Genomic DNA, 16811 nt, shown 5'->3' with positions numbered 1-16811 from the left:
CTCAGAAGGTGTGCTCGGGAGCGGGGAAGCTCCCGTCCTTGACCTCGGAGTCGTAGGCACGGGCAGCGTCGAGGAGCACGGAGCGGAGGTCGGCGTACTGCTTGACGAAGCGGGGGAGCTTGCCGGTGCGCAGACCGAAGGCGTCCTGCCAGACGAGGACCTGGCCGTCGCACTGGTTGCCGGCGCCGATGCCGATGGTCGGGATCTCCAGCCTGGCGGTGACCTCGGCGGCCACGTCGCCGGGCACCATCTCCATGACGACCGCGAACGCGCCGGCCTCCTGGACCGCGAGGGCGTCGCGCATCACGCGCTCGGCCGCTTCGCCACGGCCCTGGACGCGGTAGCCGCCGAGGGTGTGCTCGGACTGGGGAGTGAAGCCGATGTGGGCCATCACGGGAATGCCGCCCTGGACCATCTTCTCGATCTGCGGCGCCATCTCGACGCCGCCCTCGAGCTTGACGCAGTGCGCGCCGCCCTCCTTCATGAAGCGGACGGCGGTGAGGTAGCCCTGCTCGGGCGAGGCCTGGTAGGAGCCGAACGGGAGGTCCCCGACGACCATCGCGCGCGAGACCGAGCGGCTCACGGCGCGGGTCAGCGGGATCAGCTCGTCGACCGTGACCGGGAGCGACGTCGTGTTGCCGAGGACGTTGTTCGACGCGCTGTCGCCGACGAGGAGCAGCTCGATGCCGGCTTCGTCGAAGATCTGCGCGGTCAGCTGGTCGTAGCTGGTGAGCATCGAGAAGCGCTCACCGCGCTGCTTGAGCTCGCGCAGGTGGTGGGTGCGGACGCGCTTGATCGGTGCGATCGCGGTGGCTGCCGTGGCTGCCGGGGTGGGTGCGCCGCCGTACGGCGCGGTCTCTTCGGGGGTGCTGCTGCTCATCGTCGAGCTCCTTGTGGTGACTCGCGGCCCGAGGTCGGGTCCACGTTCGTGAAGGGCAACAACGAGGCTAGTCGCGAGGCGTCCGGTCCGCGCTGTGTGTTGGATCACCCATGCCCGGACGGGGGTGCCGCGGCGTCTGCGGCCGCCTCGAGCTCGGCGACCACGATCCGGCGCATGCCGAGCATCGCCCGGGTCGCAGCCTCGGCCCGCTCCCGGTCCGGATCGCTCACCAGCTCGTAGAGGCGGGTGGGCACGATCTGCCACGACAACCCGAAGCGGTCCTTGAGCCAGCCGCACACCGACTCCTCGCCTCCGTCGCTCAGCGAGTCCCAGTAGTAGTCGACCTCGCTCTGGTCGCGGCAGCTCACCGAGAACGACACGGCCTCGGTGAACCGGAACTCCGGCCCTCCGTTGATCCCGCGGAACTCGAGGCCGTCGAGGGTGAACTCGCCGGCCATCACCGCCCCGGGGGTGCCGTGCCCGGCGTCGTTGTAGCGGCTGAGGTGACCGATCGAGGAGTTCGGGAAGATGCCGGTGTAGAAGCGCGCCGCCTCCTCGAGTCGGTCGTCGAACCACAGGCACGGCTGGATGTGGCTGCTCGTGATGCTCATGCAGGGGAGACCGGCGTCCGGCGCGGTACTCATCGTCCATCCCTAGACTCCTGCTGTGGACTTCTACTCGGCCTATGCCCACGGGTTCGCCCGGGTCGCCGCCGTCACCCTGCCGGTGGCGATCGCCGACCCCGCGACCAACGCTGCGCGCATCCTCGACGAGACCCGACTGCTCCACGACCGGGGAGTGGCCGTCGCGGTCTTCCCCGAGCTCAGCCTGACCGGCTACGCGGTCGACGACCTGTTCCTGCAGGACACCCTGCTCGCGGCGGTCCGGACCGCCATCGAGGACCTCGTTGCCGCGTCCGTGGACCTGCTGCCCGTCCTGGTGGTCGGTGCGCCGATCGAGTACGGCACGCGCCTGGTGAACGCTGCCGTGGTGATCCACCGCGGGGTCATCCTGGGCGTCGCACCGAAGTCCTACCTGCCGAACTACCGCGAGTTCTACGAGCGGCGCTGGTTCGCGCCGGGCGACGACCTCGTCGGCGGCACCGTCGACCTCGCCGGACAGGAGGTCCCCCTCGGACCGGACCTGATCTTCAGCGCGACCGACGTGCCGGGCCTGCACCTGCACGTCGAGATCTGCGAGGACATGTGGGTGCCGATCCCGCCGAGCGCGCAGGCCGCGCTGGCGGGGGCGACAGTGCTGGCCAACCTGTCGGCCAGCCCGATCACGGTCGGACGCTCCGACGGCCGCCGGCTGCTGGTGCAGTCGGCGAGTGCGCGGTGCGCCGCGGCGTACCTCTACACGGCTGCCGGGCAGGGGGAGTCGACCACCGACCTCTCCTGGGACGGCCAGACGATGGTCTACGAGAACGGCGACCTGCTCGGCGAGACCGAGCGCTTCCCCGACGGGGCGCGCGCCACCGTCGTCGACGTCGATCTCGACCTGCTCCGCCAGGAGCGGCTGCGGCAGGGCACCTTCGACGACAACCGCCGGGGTGTCGGTGTCGACGGCTTCACCACCGTCGAGTTCACCCTCGCCCCGCCGACCGGTGACATCGGCCTGCTCCGCAAGGTCGACCGCTTCCCGTTCGTCCCGGACGACGCGGCCCGCCTCGCGCAGGACTGCTACGAGGCCTACAACATCCAGGTCTCCGGGCTCGAGCAGCGACTGCGGGCCATCGGCCAGCCGAAGATCGTGATCGGTGTGAGCGGTGGTCTGGACTCCACCCATGCGCTGATCGTGGCGGCGAAGGCGATGGACCGGCTGGGGCGCCCGCGCAGCGACATCCACGCCTTCACGATGCCCGGCTTCGCGACCGGGGACCTCACCAAGTCCTACGCGACCCGGCTCGCGACCGCGCTCGGTTGCACCTTCGCCGAGCTCGACATCACACCGGCCGCGACCCAGATGCTGCACGACCTCGACCACCCGTTCAGCGACGGCGAGCCCGTCTACGACATCACCTTCGAGAACGTCCAGGCCGGTCTGCGCACGGACTACCTGTTCCGACTGGCCAACCACCGGGGCGGGATCGTGCTCGGGACGGGCGACCTCTCCGAGCTCGCGCTGGGGTGGTGCACCTACGGCGTGGGCGACCAGATGTCGCACTACAACGTCAACGCCGGCGTGCCGAAGACCCTCATCCAGCACCTCATCCGCTGGGTCATCGACAGCAACCAGCTCCACGACGGCACGTACGACGACGAGGCCGACCAGGTGCTGCGCGAGATCCTCGAGCAGGAGATCACCCCGGAGCTGATCCCGACCGAGGAGGGCAAGAAGCCGCAGGCGACCGAGGACTCCACCGGTCCCTACGCGCTCCAGGACTTCACGCTCTTCCACGTGATCCGCCGTGGCTACCGACCGAGCAAGATCGCCTTCCTCGCCTGGCACGCCTGGCACGACCAGGGCTCGGGGGAGTGGCCGCCCGGGTTCCCGGAGGAGCGGCGGACGTCGTACGACCTGCCGACGGTCCGGAAGTGGCTCGAGGTCTTCGTCCGCAAGTTCTTCGCCAGTCAGTTCAAGCGCTCGGCGCTGCCCAACGGTCCGAAGGTCAGCGCCGGCGGGACCATGTCCCCGCGCGGTGACTGGCGGATGCCGTCGGACGCCAGCCCGGCCGCGTGGTTGGCCGAGCTGACGTCCAACGTTCCCGAGTAGGCATCCGGATCGGGGCTACCCCTAGGCTGACGCCATGGGCAAGCAAGAGGACTTCGTACTCCGCGCTCTCGAGGAGCGTGACGTCCGGTTCGTGCGACTGTGGTTCACCGACGTGCTCGGGTTCCTCAAGTCGGTGGCCGTGGCGCCCGCCGAGCTGGAAGGGGCCTTCTCCGAGGGGATCGGTTTCGACGGCTCGGCGATCGAGGGCTTCGCCCGCGTCTACGAGGCCGACATGCTGGCCCTGCCCGATCCGACGACCTTCCAGATCCTGCCCTGGCGCAGCAGCGAGGGTCCGGCGACCGCCCGGATGTTCTGCGACATCGTGATGCCTGACGGGTCCGCGTCGTACGCCGATCCGCGCAACGTGCTCAAGCGCACCCTGGGCAAGGCCGCCGAGCAGGGGTTCACGTTCTACACGCATCCCGAGATCGAGTTCTACCTCTTCAAGGACGAGCCGCGCGCCGGCGAGGAGCCGGTCCCGATGGACCGCAGTGGCTACTTCGACCACGCGGCCCACTCGCACGGCTCGGACTTCCGCCGCGAGGCGATCACCATGCTCGAGGCGATGGGCATCTCGGTGGAGTTCAGCCACCACGAGGCCGGCCCCGGCCAGCAGGAGATCGACCTTCGCTACGCCGACGCGTTGACGACGGCCGACAACATCATGACCTTCCGCACGGTGATCCGTGAGGTGGCGCTCAACCAGGGCCTGTGGGCGACCTTCATGCCCAAGCCCTTCACCACCCACCCCGGCTCCGGCATGCACACCCACGTCTCGCTCTTCGAGGGCGACCAGAACGCCTTCTACGAGGCAGGCGCGGAGTACCAGCTCTCCCGCACCGGCCGCCAGTTCATCGCCGGCGTCCTCCAGCACGCCAGCGAGATCAGCGTCGTCACCAACCAGTGGGTCAACTCCTACAAGCGGATGATGTTCGGCGGTGAGGCGCCGTCGTACATCTGCTGGGGCCACAACAACCGCTCGGCGATGATCCGCGTTCCGATGTACAAGCCCTCGAAGGGCCAGTCCACCCGGATCGAGCTGCGCACCATCGACTCCGCCTGCAACCCCTACCTCGCCTACGCCGCGGTGCTGGCCGCCGGCCTCAAGGGCATCGAGAACGGCTACGAGCTGCCGCGCGAGGCCGAGGACGACGTGTGGGCGCTCTCCGAGCGCGAGCGTCGCAATCTCGGCATCGAGCCGCTGCCGAAGAGCCTCAACGAGGCGATCGCCATCGCCGAGCGCTCCGAGCTGCTCGCGGAGACGCTGGGCGAGCAGGTCTTCGACTACTTCCTGCGCAACAAGCGCGCGGAGTGGGACGAGTACCGCGGCCAGGTCTCGGTCTTCGAACGGGACCGGATGCTGCCGGTGCTGTGAACAGGTCCAGCCAGGGTTCTGACCTGATCCGTCTCGGGTTCGTCGACCGGGACCGGGTCGAGCAGGACCTGGCGCGGCTCGGTGAGGGCAGCACGGACCTGCTGGCCTACCTGGGGCGGACCGCCGACCCGGACGCCGCGCTCGACGCGCTGTGCCGGTTGGCCGAGGCTGCCCCGGACCGGGCAGACCTCCTCGAGGCGCTGCGCGAGGACGAGGGTACGGCGATGCGCCTGCTCTGCGTGCTCGGGGCGAGCGCCGCTCTCGCCGACCACCTGCGAGCCCACCCGGCGCACTGGCACGAGCTCACCGACCCCGACCTCGGCTCCACCCGTCCCGCTGCGTGGGCGATCCGGGCGGCCCTCCTGGCCGCCGTCGGGGCGGACGCCACGGCGGCAGCACCCGTCGCCACGAGCCCTGATGGTGAGGCCGTCGACGCCCTCCGCGTGGAGTACCGCCGGCTCCTGCTCCGCCTGGCCGCCCGCGACCTGACCCACGACCTCGGCGTCGACGACGTCGCTGCCGAGCTCTCCGACCTCGCGGCCGGCACCCTGGACGCCGCCCTTGCCATCGCCCGGGCGCGGGTGGGGGCGGACTCCTCCTGCGTCCGGCTCGGCGTCATCGCGATGGGCAAGTGCGGTGGCCACGAGCTCAACTACGTCTCCGACGTCGACGTGATCTTCCTCCACGCCCCCGCCGACCCCGATGCCGACGACACCGCCGCGGCCACGGCCGGCCGGATCGCGGCCCGCCTGGCGGCGCAGCTGATGCAGGTCTGCTCCGACCACACCGCCGAGGGGACGATCTGGCCGGTCGACGCCAACCTGCGTCCCGAGGGCAAGGCCGGTCCGCTCAGCCGCACCCTGGCGAGCCACCAGAGCTACTACGAACGCTGGGCCGAGCCGTGGGAGTTCCAGGCGCTGCTCAAGGCCCGCGCCGTCGCCGGCGACCTCGCCCTCGGTGCGGAGTTCGTGGCGATGGTCGAGCCGATGGTCTGGTCCGCGGCCGACCGCGAAGGGTTCGTCGACGCCGCCCGTGCGATGAGACGCCGCGTGCTCGACCACATCCCGGCCAAGGAGGCGGAGCGCCAGCTCAAGCTCGGCGCCGGGGGACTGCGCGACGTCGAGTTCGCGGTGCAGCTGCTGCAGCTGGTCCACGGCCGCAGCGACGAGGTCATCCGTCCGCCCACGACGCTGAGCGCGCTGGCCCGGCTCACCGAGAACGGTTACATCGGGCGCGACGACGGCGAAGCCCTGCACCGCGCCTACGCGTTCCTGCGGACCCTCGAGCACCGGATCCAGCTGCACCGGCTCCAGCGCACCCACGTCGTACCCTCCGACGAGGCGGCGTTGCGCCGCCTCGGTCGCAGCCTCGGCTTCCTCAAGGAGTCCGAGAAGCGGCTCGACGACACCTGGCAGGCTCACCGTCGCGAGGTCAGCCGCCTCCACCAGAAGATCTTCTACCGCCCGTTGCTCAGTGCGGTCGCCCGGATCGGGTCCGACGAGGTCCGGCTCTCCTCGGAGGCAGCCGGGGCCCGTCTCGCTGCGCTGGGGTACGCCGACCCGAAGGCCGCGCTGCGCAACCTCGAGGCCCTCACCTCCGGGGTCACCCGCACCGCCTCGATCCAGCGGGCCCTGCTGCCCGCGATGCTCCAGTGGTTCGCCGAGTGCCCGGACCCCGACGGCGGGCTCTTCGGCTTCCGGCGGATCAGCGAGGAGCTCGGCCAGTCGCCCTGGTACCTCTCCACGCTGCGTGACGAGGGCGAGGTCGCCGAACGGCTCGCCCACCTGCTCGCGACCTCGCGCTACTGCACGGACCTGCTCGAACGGGAGCCCGCCGGCGTGCGCCTCCTCGCCGGCGAGCTCGTGCCGCTGGGGTCGGCGGCGCTGACCGAGGAGATGCTCGCGACCGGGCGCCGCCAGGACGATCCCGAGAAGGCGATCCGGGCCGTGCGCGCCGTACGCCGTCGCGAGCTGCTCCGCATCTCCGCCGGTGACGTGCTGGGTGTCGTCGACGTCGCCGACGTCGGCTTCGCCCTCACCCGGCTCACCGACGCCACCCTCGAAGCGGCCCTCGACATCGCGATGCGGACCGCCTGCCGCCAGCGCGACCTCGCCGAGCCGCCGACCCGCTTCGCGATCATCGCGATGGGCCGGTACGGCGGCTTCGAGCTCTCCTACAGCAGCGACGCCGACGTGCTCTTCGTCCACGACCCGGTGCCCGGCGCGGACCCGCAGGAGGCCTCGACCTTCGCCCGGGTCGTCGCCGAGGAGGTACGACGTGTGCTCGGTGCGCCGGGGCCCGATCCCGCGCTGGTCGTCGACGCCGACCTCCGGCCCGAAGGGCGCCAGGGCGCGCTCGTGCGGACCCTCGATGCGTATGCCGCCTACTACGCCAAGTGGTCACACGTGTGGGAGGCCCAGGCCCTGCTGCGGGCCGACGCCGTCGTCGGCGACCGCGACCTGAGGGACCGGTTCACGGCCCTGATCGACCCGTTGCGCTACCCGGTCGGCGGCCTCGACGACGACGACATCCTGGAGGTCCGCCGCATCAAGGGTCGGGTGGACAAGGAACGCCTGCCCCGGGGCGCCGACCCCGCCCTTCACCTCAAGCTCGGACGCGGGGCGCTCGCCGACATCGAGTGGACCGTGCAGCTCCTCCAGCTCCGCTTCGGTGACCAGGTCGAGGGCCTCCGCACCGCCCAGACCCTCGCCGCGCTCACCGCCGCCGCCGACGCCGACCTGCTCAGTCACGACGACGCGGCCACCCTCACCACCTCGTGGCGGATGGCCTCCCGGGTGCGCAACGCGCTGCTCCTGGCCCGCGGTCGGGCCGGCGACCAGTTCCCCCGTGCGGGCCTCGAACGCCGCTCCGTCGCAGGGATTCTCGGCTACCAGACCGACGAGACCGACCGCCTGTTCGACGACTACCTGCGCATCACCAGGCACGCCCGGGCGGTGGTCGACACCGTGTTCTGGGATGACCCGCGCACCCAGGCGAACGGTTGACGAACACCTCGGGCTCTCGCCCGTGAGAACCCTCGGTATGTCATGATGGAACTGCCGGGCCGCGACCGACCCCCCCAGAGGTCGTGGCCCGGCGCCTCACATCTGGGCGAGTCGTGGCGTGATCTGCGGCGCTTTTCGAGGGCAACCAGTCTCACCTGACGGTGAGGGTTCGTGGCCTGGCTGACATGCTGGCGGGGTCCGATGTCGGCTCGCCGGAAAGTCCCATGACCACTCTCGATCTCGTTGTGCTGGCCTTCGCCCTCGCCATGGATGCCGTGGCGGTGTCCCTCGCTGAAGGCCTGCAGCTGCGCCGGCCGCGGTGGCGCGATGCGTTGCTGATCGCCGGGATGTTCGGGCTCTTCCAGGCGTTGATGCCGGTGCTGGGCTGGGTGCTGGCGTTCTGGTTCGCGGACGCCGTGAGTGCGGCGACGCCGTGGATCGCGTTCGGACTGCTCGCCCTGATCGGGGCCAAGATGCTGTGGGAGTCCTTCGGCGACGGTGAGGACGACGGCGTCTCGACGGTCACGGTCCGCTCGGTGACGCCGCTGGCGATCGCGACCTCGATCGATGCGGCGGCCGTGGGAGTCACCTTCGGGGTGCTCGAGGTGGACGTCGCGCCGGCCGTGCTGCTGATCGGGGTGGTCACCTTCGTGCTGTCGCTCGCGGCGGTGTTCATCGGCAGCCGGGTGGGGGAGCGGCTGGGACGCTGGGCGACGCTCGTCGGCGGTGTGATCCTCATCCTGATCGGCACCCGCATCCTGCTGGCCTGACGCCGGGCGCACCTCGCCACCGACGGGACCACACCGGCGAGGGCTCGTCCTCGGGACTCGGTGGGGCGTGGGACACTTAGGTAATGCAAACCTTGGGAGAAGCCGCTGCGCCGGCGCAGCGGCGGGGCCTGGTCCTGCTGGCTGCCCTGGTGCTGGTGCTGGCCGGGGTGGTCCTGAGCCTGGCCCTCGGCGTGCGGGAGGTGGCCCTGGGTGAGTCCTGGCGAGCGCTGACCGACCCGGTCGTGGGCAACGTCGACCACGCGGTGATCCGGGGACAGCGGGTGCCGCGCACCGTCATCGCGCTGCTGGCCGGTGCTGCGCTCGGGCTGGCCGGCGTGCTCAGCCAGGGGATCACCCGCAACCCGCTCGCGGACCCGGGCCTGCTCGGGCTCAACGCCGGCGCGGCGCTCGGCATCGTGGTCGCGGCAACGGCCTTCGGCGTGGTCACGCCGATCGGCGCGGTGTGGTTCGCCTTCGCCGGTGCCGCGATCGCCGCGGTCTCCGTGTTCGCGATCGGGCACGGGCGACCCATCCAGCTGGCGCTCGCGGGAGCGACGCTGACCGCGCTGCTGACCCCGATCTCCAACCTCATCCTCTTCCGCGACGTCGACGCCCTCAACCAACTGCGCTACTGGGCCGTCGGTGCGCTCAACGGGCGTGACGCCGACGCGATCGTGGTGCTCTGGCCGTTCATCGCGGTGGGCGCGGCCGTCGCGCTGTTCGCAGCACACCGGCTCAACGGGCTCGCGCTGGGCGACGACGTCGCCGCCGCACTGGGCCAGAGCGTCGGACGGACCCGGGCGATCGCCGGCGTCGCGATCATCTGCCTCGCGGGCGCGGCCACCGCGCTGGCGGGCCCGATCGCCCTCGTCGGACTGGCCGTGCCCCATGCCGCACGCCGGCTCGTGGGCTCCGACTACCGCTGGATCGTCCCGCTCTGTGCCCTGCTCGGGCCGGTCATGCTGCTCACCGCCGACATCGTCGGCCGGCTGATCAAGGCCGACGAGCTCGAGGCAGGCGTCGTCGCCGCGATCCTCGGGGCGCCGGTCCTCATCGCGGTGGCCCGCGGCCGACGGGTGGCTGGGCTGTGAGCGCCGTGCTCCCGGTCGCGCGGATCCGCCGCCGCCACCGGCTGCGCACGCTCGTCGTGGCCCTCGTCGGTGTCGTGGTGTGCGTGACCCTGTTGCTGATGACCTTCGGGATGGGCGCCGCCGGTGTCCCCCCGGAGCGGTCCTTCCCCGCGCTGTTCGGGGTCGGTGACCGCTTCGACCTCCTCGTGGTCCGGGACCTGCGGCTCCCGCGTGGTCTGGCCGCCATCGTGGCCGGCATCGCGTTCGGCCTGGCCGGCGCGCTGTTCCAGTCGACGCTGCGCAACAACCTGGCCAGTCCGGACATCCTCGGCATCTCCGGGGGTGCCTCGCTCGGCGCGGTGACCGCGGTCGTCGGCTACAGCGCGTCCGGTACGACGGTGAACCTCGCCGCGTGCGCCGGTGCCCTCGGCTCGGCCGTCCTGATCTGGGTGCTGGCCTGGCGCAACGGCCTGCACGGTATCCGCTTCGTGCTGGTCGGGGTCGGCATCGCCTACCTCTCCAGCTCGCTCGTCGCCTGGCGGCTGTCGGAGGCCGAGCTCCGCGAGGCGGGCACGGTGCTGCTGTGGACCGTCGGCAGCGTCGCCGACATCCGGGACGGCACGCTCGGCATCTTCACCGCGGGCGTCGTGGTCCTCGTGCTGCTCACCGTCCCGATCGCCCGGGAGCAACGTGCGCTCGCCCTCGGTGACGAGCACGCCCAGGGCCTCGGCCTCGGCCCGACCCGCTCCCGGGTCGCGGCCCTGCTGATCGGGGTCGGGTTGGTCGCCCTCGCCACGTCCGTCGCAGGCCCCGTGGCCTTCGTCGCGCTGGTCTCGCCCGCGATCGCGCGCCGCCTGGTCGACGACGGCGGCCCCGCGCTCATCGGGTCGGCTGTCATCGGTGCCGCCCTCACCATCACCTCCGACGTCGTGGGCCAGTACGCACTGCCCGGCGGCATCACCGCACCGGTCGGGATCGTCACCGGCCTCGTCGGCGCCCCCTACCTGTTGTGGCTCCTGGCCCGAAGCGAACGAAAGGCCACGTCATGAGCACTGCCATCACTGCCGAGGGCGTGTCCCTGGGCTACCGCGGCCACCCGGTCATCGAGAACCTCGACCTCGTCGTGCCGCCCGGCAAGGTGACCGCGATCGTCGGCCCCAACGCGTGCGGCAAGTCGACGCTGCTGCGCGGGCTGGCGCGGCTCCACCCGCTCAGCGCGGGACGGGTGAGCGTCGACGGTCAGGACATCGGATCGCTGTCACGTCGGCAGCTCGCGCGCGTGCTCGGGATGCTGCCGCAGTCCTCGATCGCCCCGGACGGCGTGCGGGTCGCCGAGCTCGTCGCCCGCGGTCGGTTCCCGCACCAGGGCTGGTTCGGGCGTCACAACAGCCACGACGACGAGGTCGTGATGAGGTCGCTGGAGGCGACCGGCGTCGCGGACCTGGCCGAGCGACGGCTGGAGGAGCTCTCCGGCGGCCAGCGCCAGCGGGTCTGGATCGCCATGGTGCTCGCGCAGGAGACCGACGCCGTGCTGCTGGACGAGCCGACGACGTACCTCGACGTCACCCACCAGCTCGAGCTCCTCGACCTGCTCAGCGACCTCAACGCGGAGCGCGGCACCACGGTGGTGATGGTCCTGCACGAGCTCAACTACGCCGCGAGGTACGCCGACCACATGGTCGTGATGTCCGGCGGGAAGATCGCCGCGCAGGGTGCTCCGGGGGACGTGCTGACCGTCGAGTCGATCCGCAGCGCGTTCGCGCTGGAGGCAGAGGTGATCCCGGATCCGGTCACCGGTGGGCCCCTCGTCGTCCCGAAAGGGAGGGGTCGACGTGGACATGAGGCAACGCTAAGTTAGGTTGTCCTTGCCTATCCCCGAGATTCAAGGAGATCCACGTGCGTACGACACGTGCTTTCCGCCGAGGCACTGCGCTCGTCGCAGGCCTGGCGGCCGTGCTGTCCCTGGCTGCCTGTGGCAGTGACGACAGCAGCAACGACAAGGACGCCGGCACCACGACCCTCGAGGTCACCGACGAGTTCCCGATCACCATCGAGCACGCCTTCGGCTCGACCGAGATCACCGAGGAGCCGAAGCGCGTCGCGACCTGGGGCTGGGGCTCCACCGAGGCCGCCATCGCCTCGGGCGTCTACCCCGTCGCGATCGCCGAGCAGCTCTGGACCGTCGGCAAGGGCAACCTGCTGCCCTGGGTCGAGGAGGCGTACGACGCCAAGGGCGTCGACCACCCGACGCTGCTCCCCGACGACGGCTCCGGCTCGACGGTGCCCTACGACGAGTTCATCGCGGCCAAGCCCGACCTGATCCTCGCGCCGTACTCCGGCATCACCGAGGAGCAGTTCAAGAAGCTCAACGACATCGCGCCGACGGTCGCCTACCCCGAGGCCCCCTGGACCACGACGTGGCAGGACACGATCACCATCACTGCCGAGGCCCTGGGCCGCAGCAAGCACGGTGAGACGATCCTGGGCGACATCGACACCTTCCTGGCCGACGAGGCCGAGAAGCACCCCGAGTTCCAGGGCAAGACCATCGCCGCGCTCTACCCGGGCCCGAACACCATCTCGCCCTACACCGAGCTCGACCCGCGCCTGGCGATCCTGACCAAGCTCGGCTTCGACGTCGCCCCCAGCATCGCCGAGCTCGACACCTCCGACGGCGGCTTCTACTACGAACTCAGCTGGGAGGAGGCCGACAAGATCGACGCCGACGTCGCCGTGACCTACTTCGACGACGACGCGCAGGCGACGGCCTTCCTCGAGGACCAGAAGGCCCTCGCCATCCCGGCGGTCAAGGACGGCAACGTCGCGCAGGTCGTGGGCCGCGAGCGGATCTCGGCGGTCTCCCCGCCGACGGCGCTCAGCTTCCAGTGGTCGGGCGGCATGCCCGAGCTGGTCAAGCTGCTCTCCGAGGCCGTCGCGGACTGATCGGAGCGTCCTGCCCGGGCCCGGAGTCGCCCCCTCTCGGGGGTGCGGCTCCGGGCCCGTGGCAATTCACGGGCCCGGGCAGTGGGTCAGGTCGGCCCGTCCGGGTGGATGCTCCGCGTCTCGGCCCGGTGGTAGCGCCGGGGGAGGTGGTCGCCGACGTAGACCTTCGGCAGTGCCTTGGCGATCGACAGGGCGACGTAGACGACCGTGTTGATCGCGACGAAGGCCGCCAGGATGGCGAACCCGTGGGAGCGGACGAGGGACTCCGGGAACAGGATGCCCAGGGGCACGACCAGCGCGCTCATGCCTTCACCCGCGCTGCGGTCGGGGTCTGCACCACGTGCTTCCAGGCAGCCGTGCGTCCGGTGGACATGTCGATGATCCCCTTGAGGTAGACGATGTCGAGGAACAGCGCGTAGAAGAGCTCCGGGAACAGGCTCGCCGCGAGCAGCCGCGCCCGCCACCCGCCGCGCCAGACGGTGACGATCCGTTCGACGGTGAAGATCAGCCCGGTGCCGAGCCAGAACGGGAACCAGATCCACTCGTCGAACGACGTGAGCATGAGCACCATCAGCAGCAGGTACGAGCCGAGCGCGATCACGCCGTACCCGATGCCGAGCTGCTGGGCCCAGTAGCGGAACGTGGCGGGCCGCATGCCGTACTCGCCGAGGTTCTCGAGGGCACCGCGCTGCCAGCGCAGGCGTTGCGCCCACAGGGCGCGCCAGTCCGGCATCACCTCGGTGACGACGGTGCAGTCGGACGGCGACATGACCAGCCCGCCGAGGGTCTTGAGCGCCAGGGTGATCTCGTTGTCCTCGGTGAGCACGAGCGTGTCGTAGACGTCGCCCGGCACCCCCGGGAGGATCGCGCCGCGCTCGGCGGCGACGGTGCGCAGCGCCCGCGGCCGGAAGGCGGTGGCGGTCCCGGTCAGGACGAAGACGCGGCCGCGGCGGCGCAGGAGGTCGCGGCCGTAGCGGGTGTACTCGTTGCGCTGGAACTGGCCGATCAGGCCCTTGCCCTCCTCGCCGTAGAACAGTCCGCCGATCGCCATCAGCCCGCGGTCCTCGGTCATGCGGCGCACCACGGAGGCGAGGAATCCCTCGTCCAGCGACGTGTCGGCGTCCATCACCATGACCAGGTCGTTCTCGCCCTGTCCCGGCAGGATGCGCGTGAGCGCCTGGTTGAGAGCGCCTGCCTTCTTGTGGGTGTTGCCGATCGTCTCGACGACCTCGACGCCCAGGGACCTGGCGATCTCCGCGGTCCGGTCCGTGCAGTTGTCGGCCACGACGATCACCCGCTCGGGGCGGTGGGACTGCTCGAGCAGCGAGGCGAGGGTGCCGCTGATCGCCTCCTCCTCGTTGTGGGCCGGCACGAGGACGGTCAGCGTGACGGGGCCGTGGAAGATCCCCCGCGTCTCGGCCATCACGTGGCGGGGGGAGAGGGGGAGGAGGTGACCGTCGTCGCTGCGCCGGGCCCGGTTGGCGATGCGGCGCTCCAGCAGGGCGACGCCGGCAGCGAACAGCAGGGCCAGTCCCGCGGCTGCGGCGAGGGTCGGCAGGGTCGGCGCCTCGGTGTCGTAGAGGAGGTGCCAGATGCCGAAGACGATGCCGTCGGCCGGTTCGTCGCTGCGGCTGGCGGTGTCCGAGACCGACCACCCGAGCAGTCCGGCCCCGGCGAGCGCCGTGCCGAAGATGAGAGCGCCGACGGCTCGCTGAAGTCCACGCATGCTCGCTCCTCCCGAGAGGAGCTGGGTGTCCCCCCGACATCTGGACCATCGGCAGCGCGGCCGCATTGCTGAACGTCGGGAAGGAAGAGGAAAAAGAAGGAAAGGACCCGAAAAGACGCGTGGACGAAGGACGAAGGTCCCACACCGCTCTGATCGGTCGGCCACTGGCCGAAGAGGTGGTCAGCCCGCCGTGAGCGGGGTCCCAGGGTGTGACGGAGGAGCCATGAGCGCGCGAGCGGAGCCCGCCGTGGAACCCACAGCGGCAGCAGGAGACGACGCGCTGCGCCTCATCATCGAGGCGTCGCCCAGCGCGATGCTCCTCGTCGACGGCAACGGGCGCATCGTGCTGGTCAACAGCGAGGCGGAGCAGTCGTTCGGCTACACCCGTGACGAGCTGTTGGACCTGACGGTCGAGGACCTCGTCCCCGCCCGATTCCGCCGCCACCACGACACCGAGCGGTCGGCGTACGTCGCCCACCCCTCGCGCCGCGGCATGGGACTGGGGCGCGAGCTCTACGGACTGCGCAAGGACGGGTCCGAGATGCGCGTCGAGATCGGGCTCAACCCGATCACGATCGGAGGCCGGCGCTTCGTCCTGGCCTCCGTCATCGACGTGACCGAGCGGCTGCGCGGCCAGGAGGCCGACGCCGTCGCCCGCGAGGACCAGCTCCGGCGTTCGATGATCGACACCATTCCCTTCTGCATCATCGCGACCGACAGCCAGGGGCGGATCGTCGCGGCCAACCCCGCGGCCGAGGCGCTGCTCGGCTACTCCCAGCCCGAGCTGGTCGGGCGCTGGCTGACCGAGATCGACGCGGTGGAACGCGCGCGGTACGCCGACGGCACGCCCGCGCTCAGCAGGGTCGGTGGCGACGAGGCCGAGTGGACCTACCGGCACCGCGACGGTTCCGAGGTGCCGGTCAACGAGGCCGTCGTGCCGATCGGTCCGGAGAACGGCGACGAGGGGTTCATCGTCGTCGCCTACGACATCACCAACCGGATCGAGGCCCGCGAGCGGGCCGAGCACCTGGCCACGCACGACGGGCTGACCAACCTCGCGAACCGGACCCTGCTCCTGCGTCACCTGGACCGGTCCTTCGACGTCGTCGACCGCACCAAGCGCCACGTCGCGCTCCTGCTCATCGACCTCGACCACTTCAAGCGGATCAACGACTCGCTCGGCCACCACATCGGTGACGAGCTGCTGGTCGTGATCGCGGAACGACTGCTCGCCTGGGTCCGTCGCGGTGACGTCGTCGCGCGTCTCGGTGGGGACGAGTTCGTGGTCGTCCTCGACGACCTCGACCCGGGTGCCGACCTGGAGAAGCGGATCAACCAGCTGCTCGAGGTCGTGCTGGCACCCGTCGTCGTGCACGGCTACGAGCTGGCCGTCACGGCGAGCATCGGCGCCACCGTCTACCCGGCCGACGGCGACGACCCGGTGACCCTGCTCAAGCACGCCGACATCGCGATGTACCAGGCCAAGGGCGCCGGACGTGACGGCGTGAAGTGGTTCGAGCACCGGATGCTGGACGAGAACGACGACAAGCTCTCGCTGTCCGCCGCACTGCGTCAGGCGATCGAGCTCGGGGAGCTGGGCGTCGTCTACCAGCCCCAGGTGGACATGAGCACGGGTCGGATGGTCGGGGTCGAGGCGCTGGCCCGCTGGACCAGCCCGCTGCTGGGTGCCGTGCCGCCGGACCGGTTCATCCCGGTGGCCGAGGACGGTGGCATGATCGCCCGGCTCGGTGGCTGGGTGCTGCGGACCGCCTGCGCCGACCTCGCGGCGATGCAGGCCGAGATCGGCCATCCGCTCCGGTTGGCGGTCAACGTGTCCCCCCGCCAGCTGCGCGGAGAGGCCTGGCTCGAGGAGATCCTGACCGCGATCGAGGACGCCGGACTGGAGCCCTGGCAGCTCGAGGTCGAGCTCACCGAGGGGATCCTGATCGAGGACAACGGGGACGTCGTCGCGATGCTGGAGACGCTGCGGTCACGCGGCGTGCGGATCGTGGTCGACGACTTCGGTCGCGGCTACAGCAGCCTCGCCTACCTGACCCGTTTCCCGATCGACAAGATCAAGATCGACCGGTCCTTCGTGCAGGCGATCACCGACGAGGACTCCAACGCAGCGATCGTCGACGCGATCATCGTGATGGCGCACGCGCTCGGCATGACCGTGGTCGCCGAGGGCGTGGAGACCGAGGTCCAGGAGAGGTACCTGCGCACGCGCGTCTGCGACGAGGTGCAGGGCTACCGCTACAGCCCCGGGGTGACGCCGAGCCAGGTCGTGCTGGTGGCCCGGGGACTCGGCGCCCGGGGCGCGTAGG

13 protein-coding genes are annotated in these 16811 nt (G+C 70.9%); 9 read left to right on the top strand and 4 right to left on the bottom strand.

Going from position 1 to position 16811, the window contains the following annotated elements; all coding sequences use genetic code 11:
• Position 1 precedes the first annotated feature (1 nt).
• On the bottom strand, positions 2 to 880 hold the full coding sequence (panB, locus tag ASE01_RS22170; RefSeq protein WP_056757887.1) for a 3-methyl-2-oxobutanoate hydroxymethyltransferase: 879 nt from the start codon (positions 878 to 880) through the stop codon (positions 2 to 4).
• Between the two features lie 104 nt (positions 881 to 984).
• Positions 985 to 1524: a VOC family protein gene (locus ASE01_RS22165; RefSeq protein ID WP_235536149.1), complete on the bottom strand. Its 540-nt coding sequence runs from the start codon at positions 1522 to 1524 to the stop codon at positions 985 to 987.
• A 22-nt stretch (positions 1525 to 1546) separates the two neighbouring features.
• Between ASE01_RS22165 and ASE01_RS22160 the strand changes: the two genes are divergently transcribed.
• The 8 genes from ASE01_RS22160 (at position 1547) to ASE01_RS22125 (ending at position 12758) form a co-directional block, all read left to right on the top strand.
• Positions 1547 to 3595 (top strand): NAD(+) synthase, encoded by a 2049-nt coding sequence (locus ASE01_RS22160; protein WP_056757879.1) that lies wholly within the window; start codon positions 1547 to 1549, stop codon positions 3593 to 3595.
• Positions 3596 to 3629: 34 nt separating this feature from the next.
• The gene (glnA, locus tag ASE01_RS22155) at positions 3630 to 4970 is read left to right on the top strand and encodes a type I glutamate--ammonia ligase (RefSeq protein ID WP_056757875.1); all 1341 of its coding nucleotides are present in this window, start codon (positions 3630 to 3632) and stop codon (positions 4968 to 4970) included.
• On the top strand, positions 4967 to 7975 hold the full coding sequence (locus ASE01_RS22150) for a bifunctional [glutamine synthetase] adenylyltransferase/[glutamine synthetase]-adenylyl-L-tyrosine phosphorylase (RefSeq protein ID WP_056757873.1): 3009 nt from the start codon (positions 4967 to 4969) through the stop codon (positions 7973 to 7975). The genes glnA and ASE01_RS22150 overlap by 4 nt, the downstream gene beginning before the upstream one ends.
• Positions 7976 to 8199: 224 nt before the next feature.
• A complete protein-coding gene (locus ASE01_RS22145; protein WP_056757869.1) occupies positions 8200 to 8745 on the top strand; it encodes a manganese efflux pump MntP family protein in 546 nt (181 codons plus the stop codon).
• An 83-nt stretch (positions 8746 to 8828) separates the two neighbouring features.
• Entirely contained in the window at positions 8829 to 9836 is a 1008-nt protein-coding gene (locus tag ASE01_RS22140) for a FecCD family ABC transporter permease (protein ID WP_056757866.1), read from the top strand.
• Complete coding sequence (locus ASE01_RS22135; RefSeq protein WP_056757864.1) at positions 9833 to 10864, top strand: FecCD family ABC transporter permease; 1032 nt, start codon at positions 9833 to 9835, stop codon at positions 10862 to 10864. The genes ASE01_RS22140 and ASE01_RS22135 overlap by 4 nt, the downstream gene beginning before the upstream one ends.
• Complete coding sequence (locus ASE01_RS22130; protein WP_056757861.1) at positions 10861 to 11673, top strand: ABC transporter ATP-binding protein; 813 nt, start codon at positions 10861 to 10863, stop codon at positions 11671 to 11673. Before ASE01_RS22135 ends, ASE01_RS22130 begins: the two co-directional genes overlap by 4 nt.
• Before the next feature lie 38 nt (positions 11674 to 11711).
• Positions 11712 to 12758, top strand: coding sequence for an iron-siderophore ABC transporter substrate-binding protein (locus ASE01_RS22125; RefSeq protein ID WP_056757858.1), 1047 nt, complete (start codon positions 11712 to 11714; stop codon positions 12756 to 12758).
• Between the two features lie 86 nt (positions 12759 to 12844).
• On the opposite strand, the gene ASE01_RS22120 is transcribed toward ASE01_RS22125, so the two are convergent.
• Together ASE01_RS22120 and ASE01_RS22115 are read right to left on the bottom strand one after the other, a co-directional pair.
• Positions 12845 to 13063 carry a hypothetical protein gene (locus ASE01_RS22120; RefSeq protein ID WP_200958963.1) on the bottom strand — a complete coding sequence of 73 codons (219 nt, stop codon included), beginning with the start codon at positions 13061 to 13063 and terminating at the stop codon, positions 12845 to 12847.
• Entirely contained in the window at positions 13060 to 14484 is a 1425-nt protein-coding gene (locus tag ASE01_RS22115; RefSeq protein ID WP_056757855.1) for a glycosyltransferase family 2 protein, read from the bottom strand. The genes ASE01_RS22120 and ASE01_RS22115 overlap by 4 nt, the downstream gene beginning before the upstream one ends.
• A 223-nt stretch (positions 14485 to 14707) precedes the next feature.
• Between ASE01_RS22115 and ASE01_RS22110 the strand changes: the two genes are divergently transcribed.
• Positions 14708 to 16810, top strand: coding sequence for a putative bifunctional diguanylate cyclase/phosphodiesterase (locus ASE01_RS22110; RefSeq protein WP_056757852.1), 2103 nt, complete (start codon positions 14708 to 14710; stop codon positions 16808 to 16810).
• Position 16811: the final 1 nt, after the last annotated feature.

The organism is Nocardioides sp. Root190, assembly GCF_001428565.1.
Classification (GTDB): Bacteria; Actinomycetota; Actinomycetes; order Propionibacteriales; family Nocardioidaceae; genus Nocardioides.
Note: the sequence above shows the minus strand (reverse complement) of the source record. Positions and strands in the feature narration are given on the sequence as shown.

Excerpts from the sequence above, each read along its gene's own strand:
- panB (WP_056757887.1), bottom strand. The coding sequence starts at position 880 with ATGAGCAGCAGCACCCCCGAAGAGACCGCGCCGTACGGCGGCGCACCC.
- ASE01_RS22165 (WP_235536149.1), bottom strand. The coding sequence starts at position 1,524 with ATGAGTACCGCGCCGGACGCCGGTCTCCCCTGCATGAGCATCACGAGC.
- glnA (WP_056757875.1), top strand. The coding sequence starts at position 3,630 with ATGGGCAAGCAAGAGGACTTCGTACTCCGCGCTCTCGAGGAGCGTGAC.
- ASE01_RS22145 (WP_056757869.1), top strand. The coding sequence starts at position 8,200 with ATGACCACTCTCGATCTCGTTGTGCTGGCCTTCGCCCTCGCCATGGAT.
- ASE01_RS22140 (WP_056757866.1), top strand. The coding sequence starts at position 8,829 with ATGCAAACCTTGGGAGAAGCCGCTGCGCCGGCGCAGCGGCGGGGCCTG.
- ASE01_RS22130 (WP_056757861.1), top strand. The coding sequence starts at position 10,861 with ATGAGCACTGCCATCACTGCCGAGGGCGTGTCCCTGGGCTACCGCGGC.
- ASE01_RS22120 (WP_200958963.1), bottom strand. The coding sequence starts at position 13,063 with ATGAGCGCGCTGGTCGTGCCCCTGGGCATCCTGTTCCCGGAGTCCCTC.
- ASE01_RS22115 (WP_056757855.1), bottom strand. The coding sequence starts at position 14,484 with ATGCGTGGACTTCAGCGAGCCGTCGGCGCTCTCATCTTCGGCACGGCG.
- ASE01_RS22110 (WP_056757852.1), top strand. The coding sequence starts at position 14,708 with ATGAGCGCGCGAGCGGAGCCCGCCGTGGAACCCACAGCGGCAGCAGGA.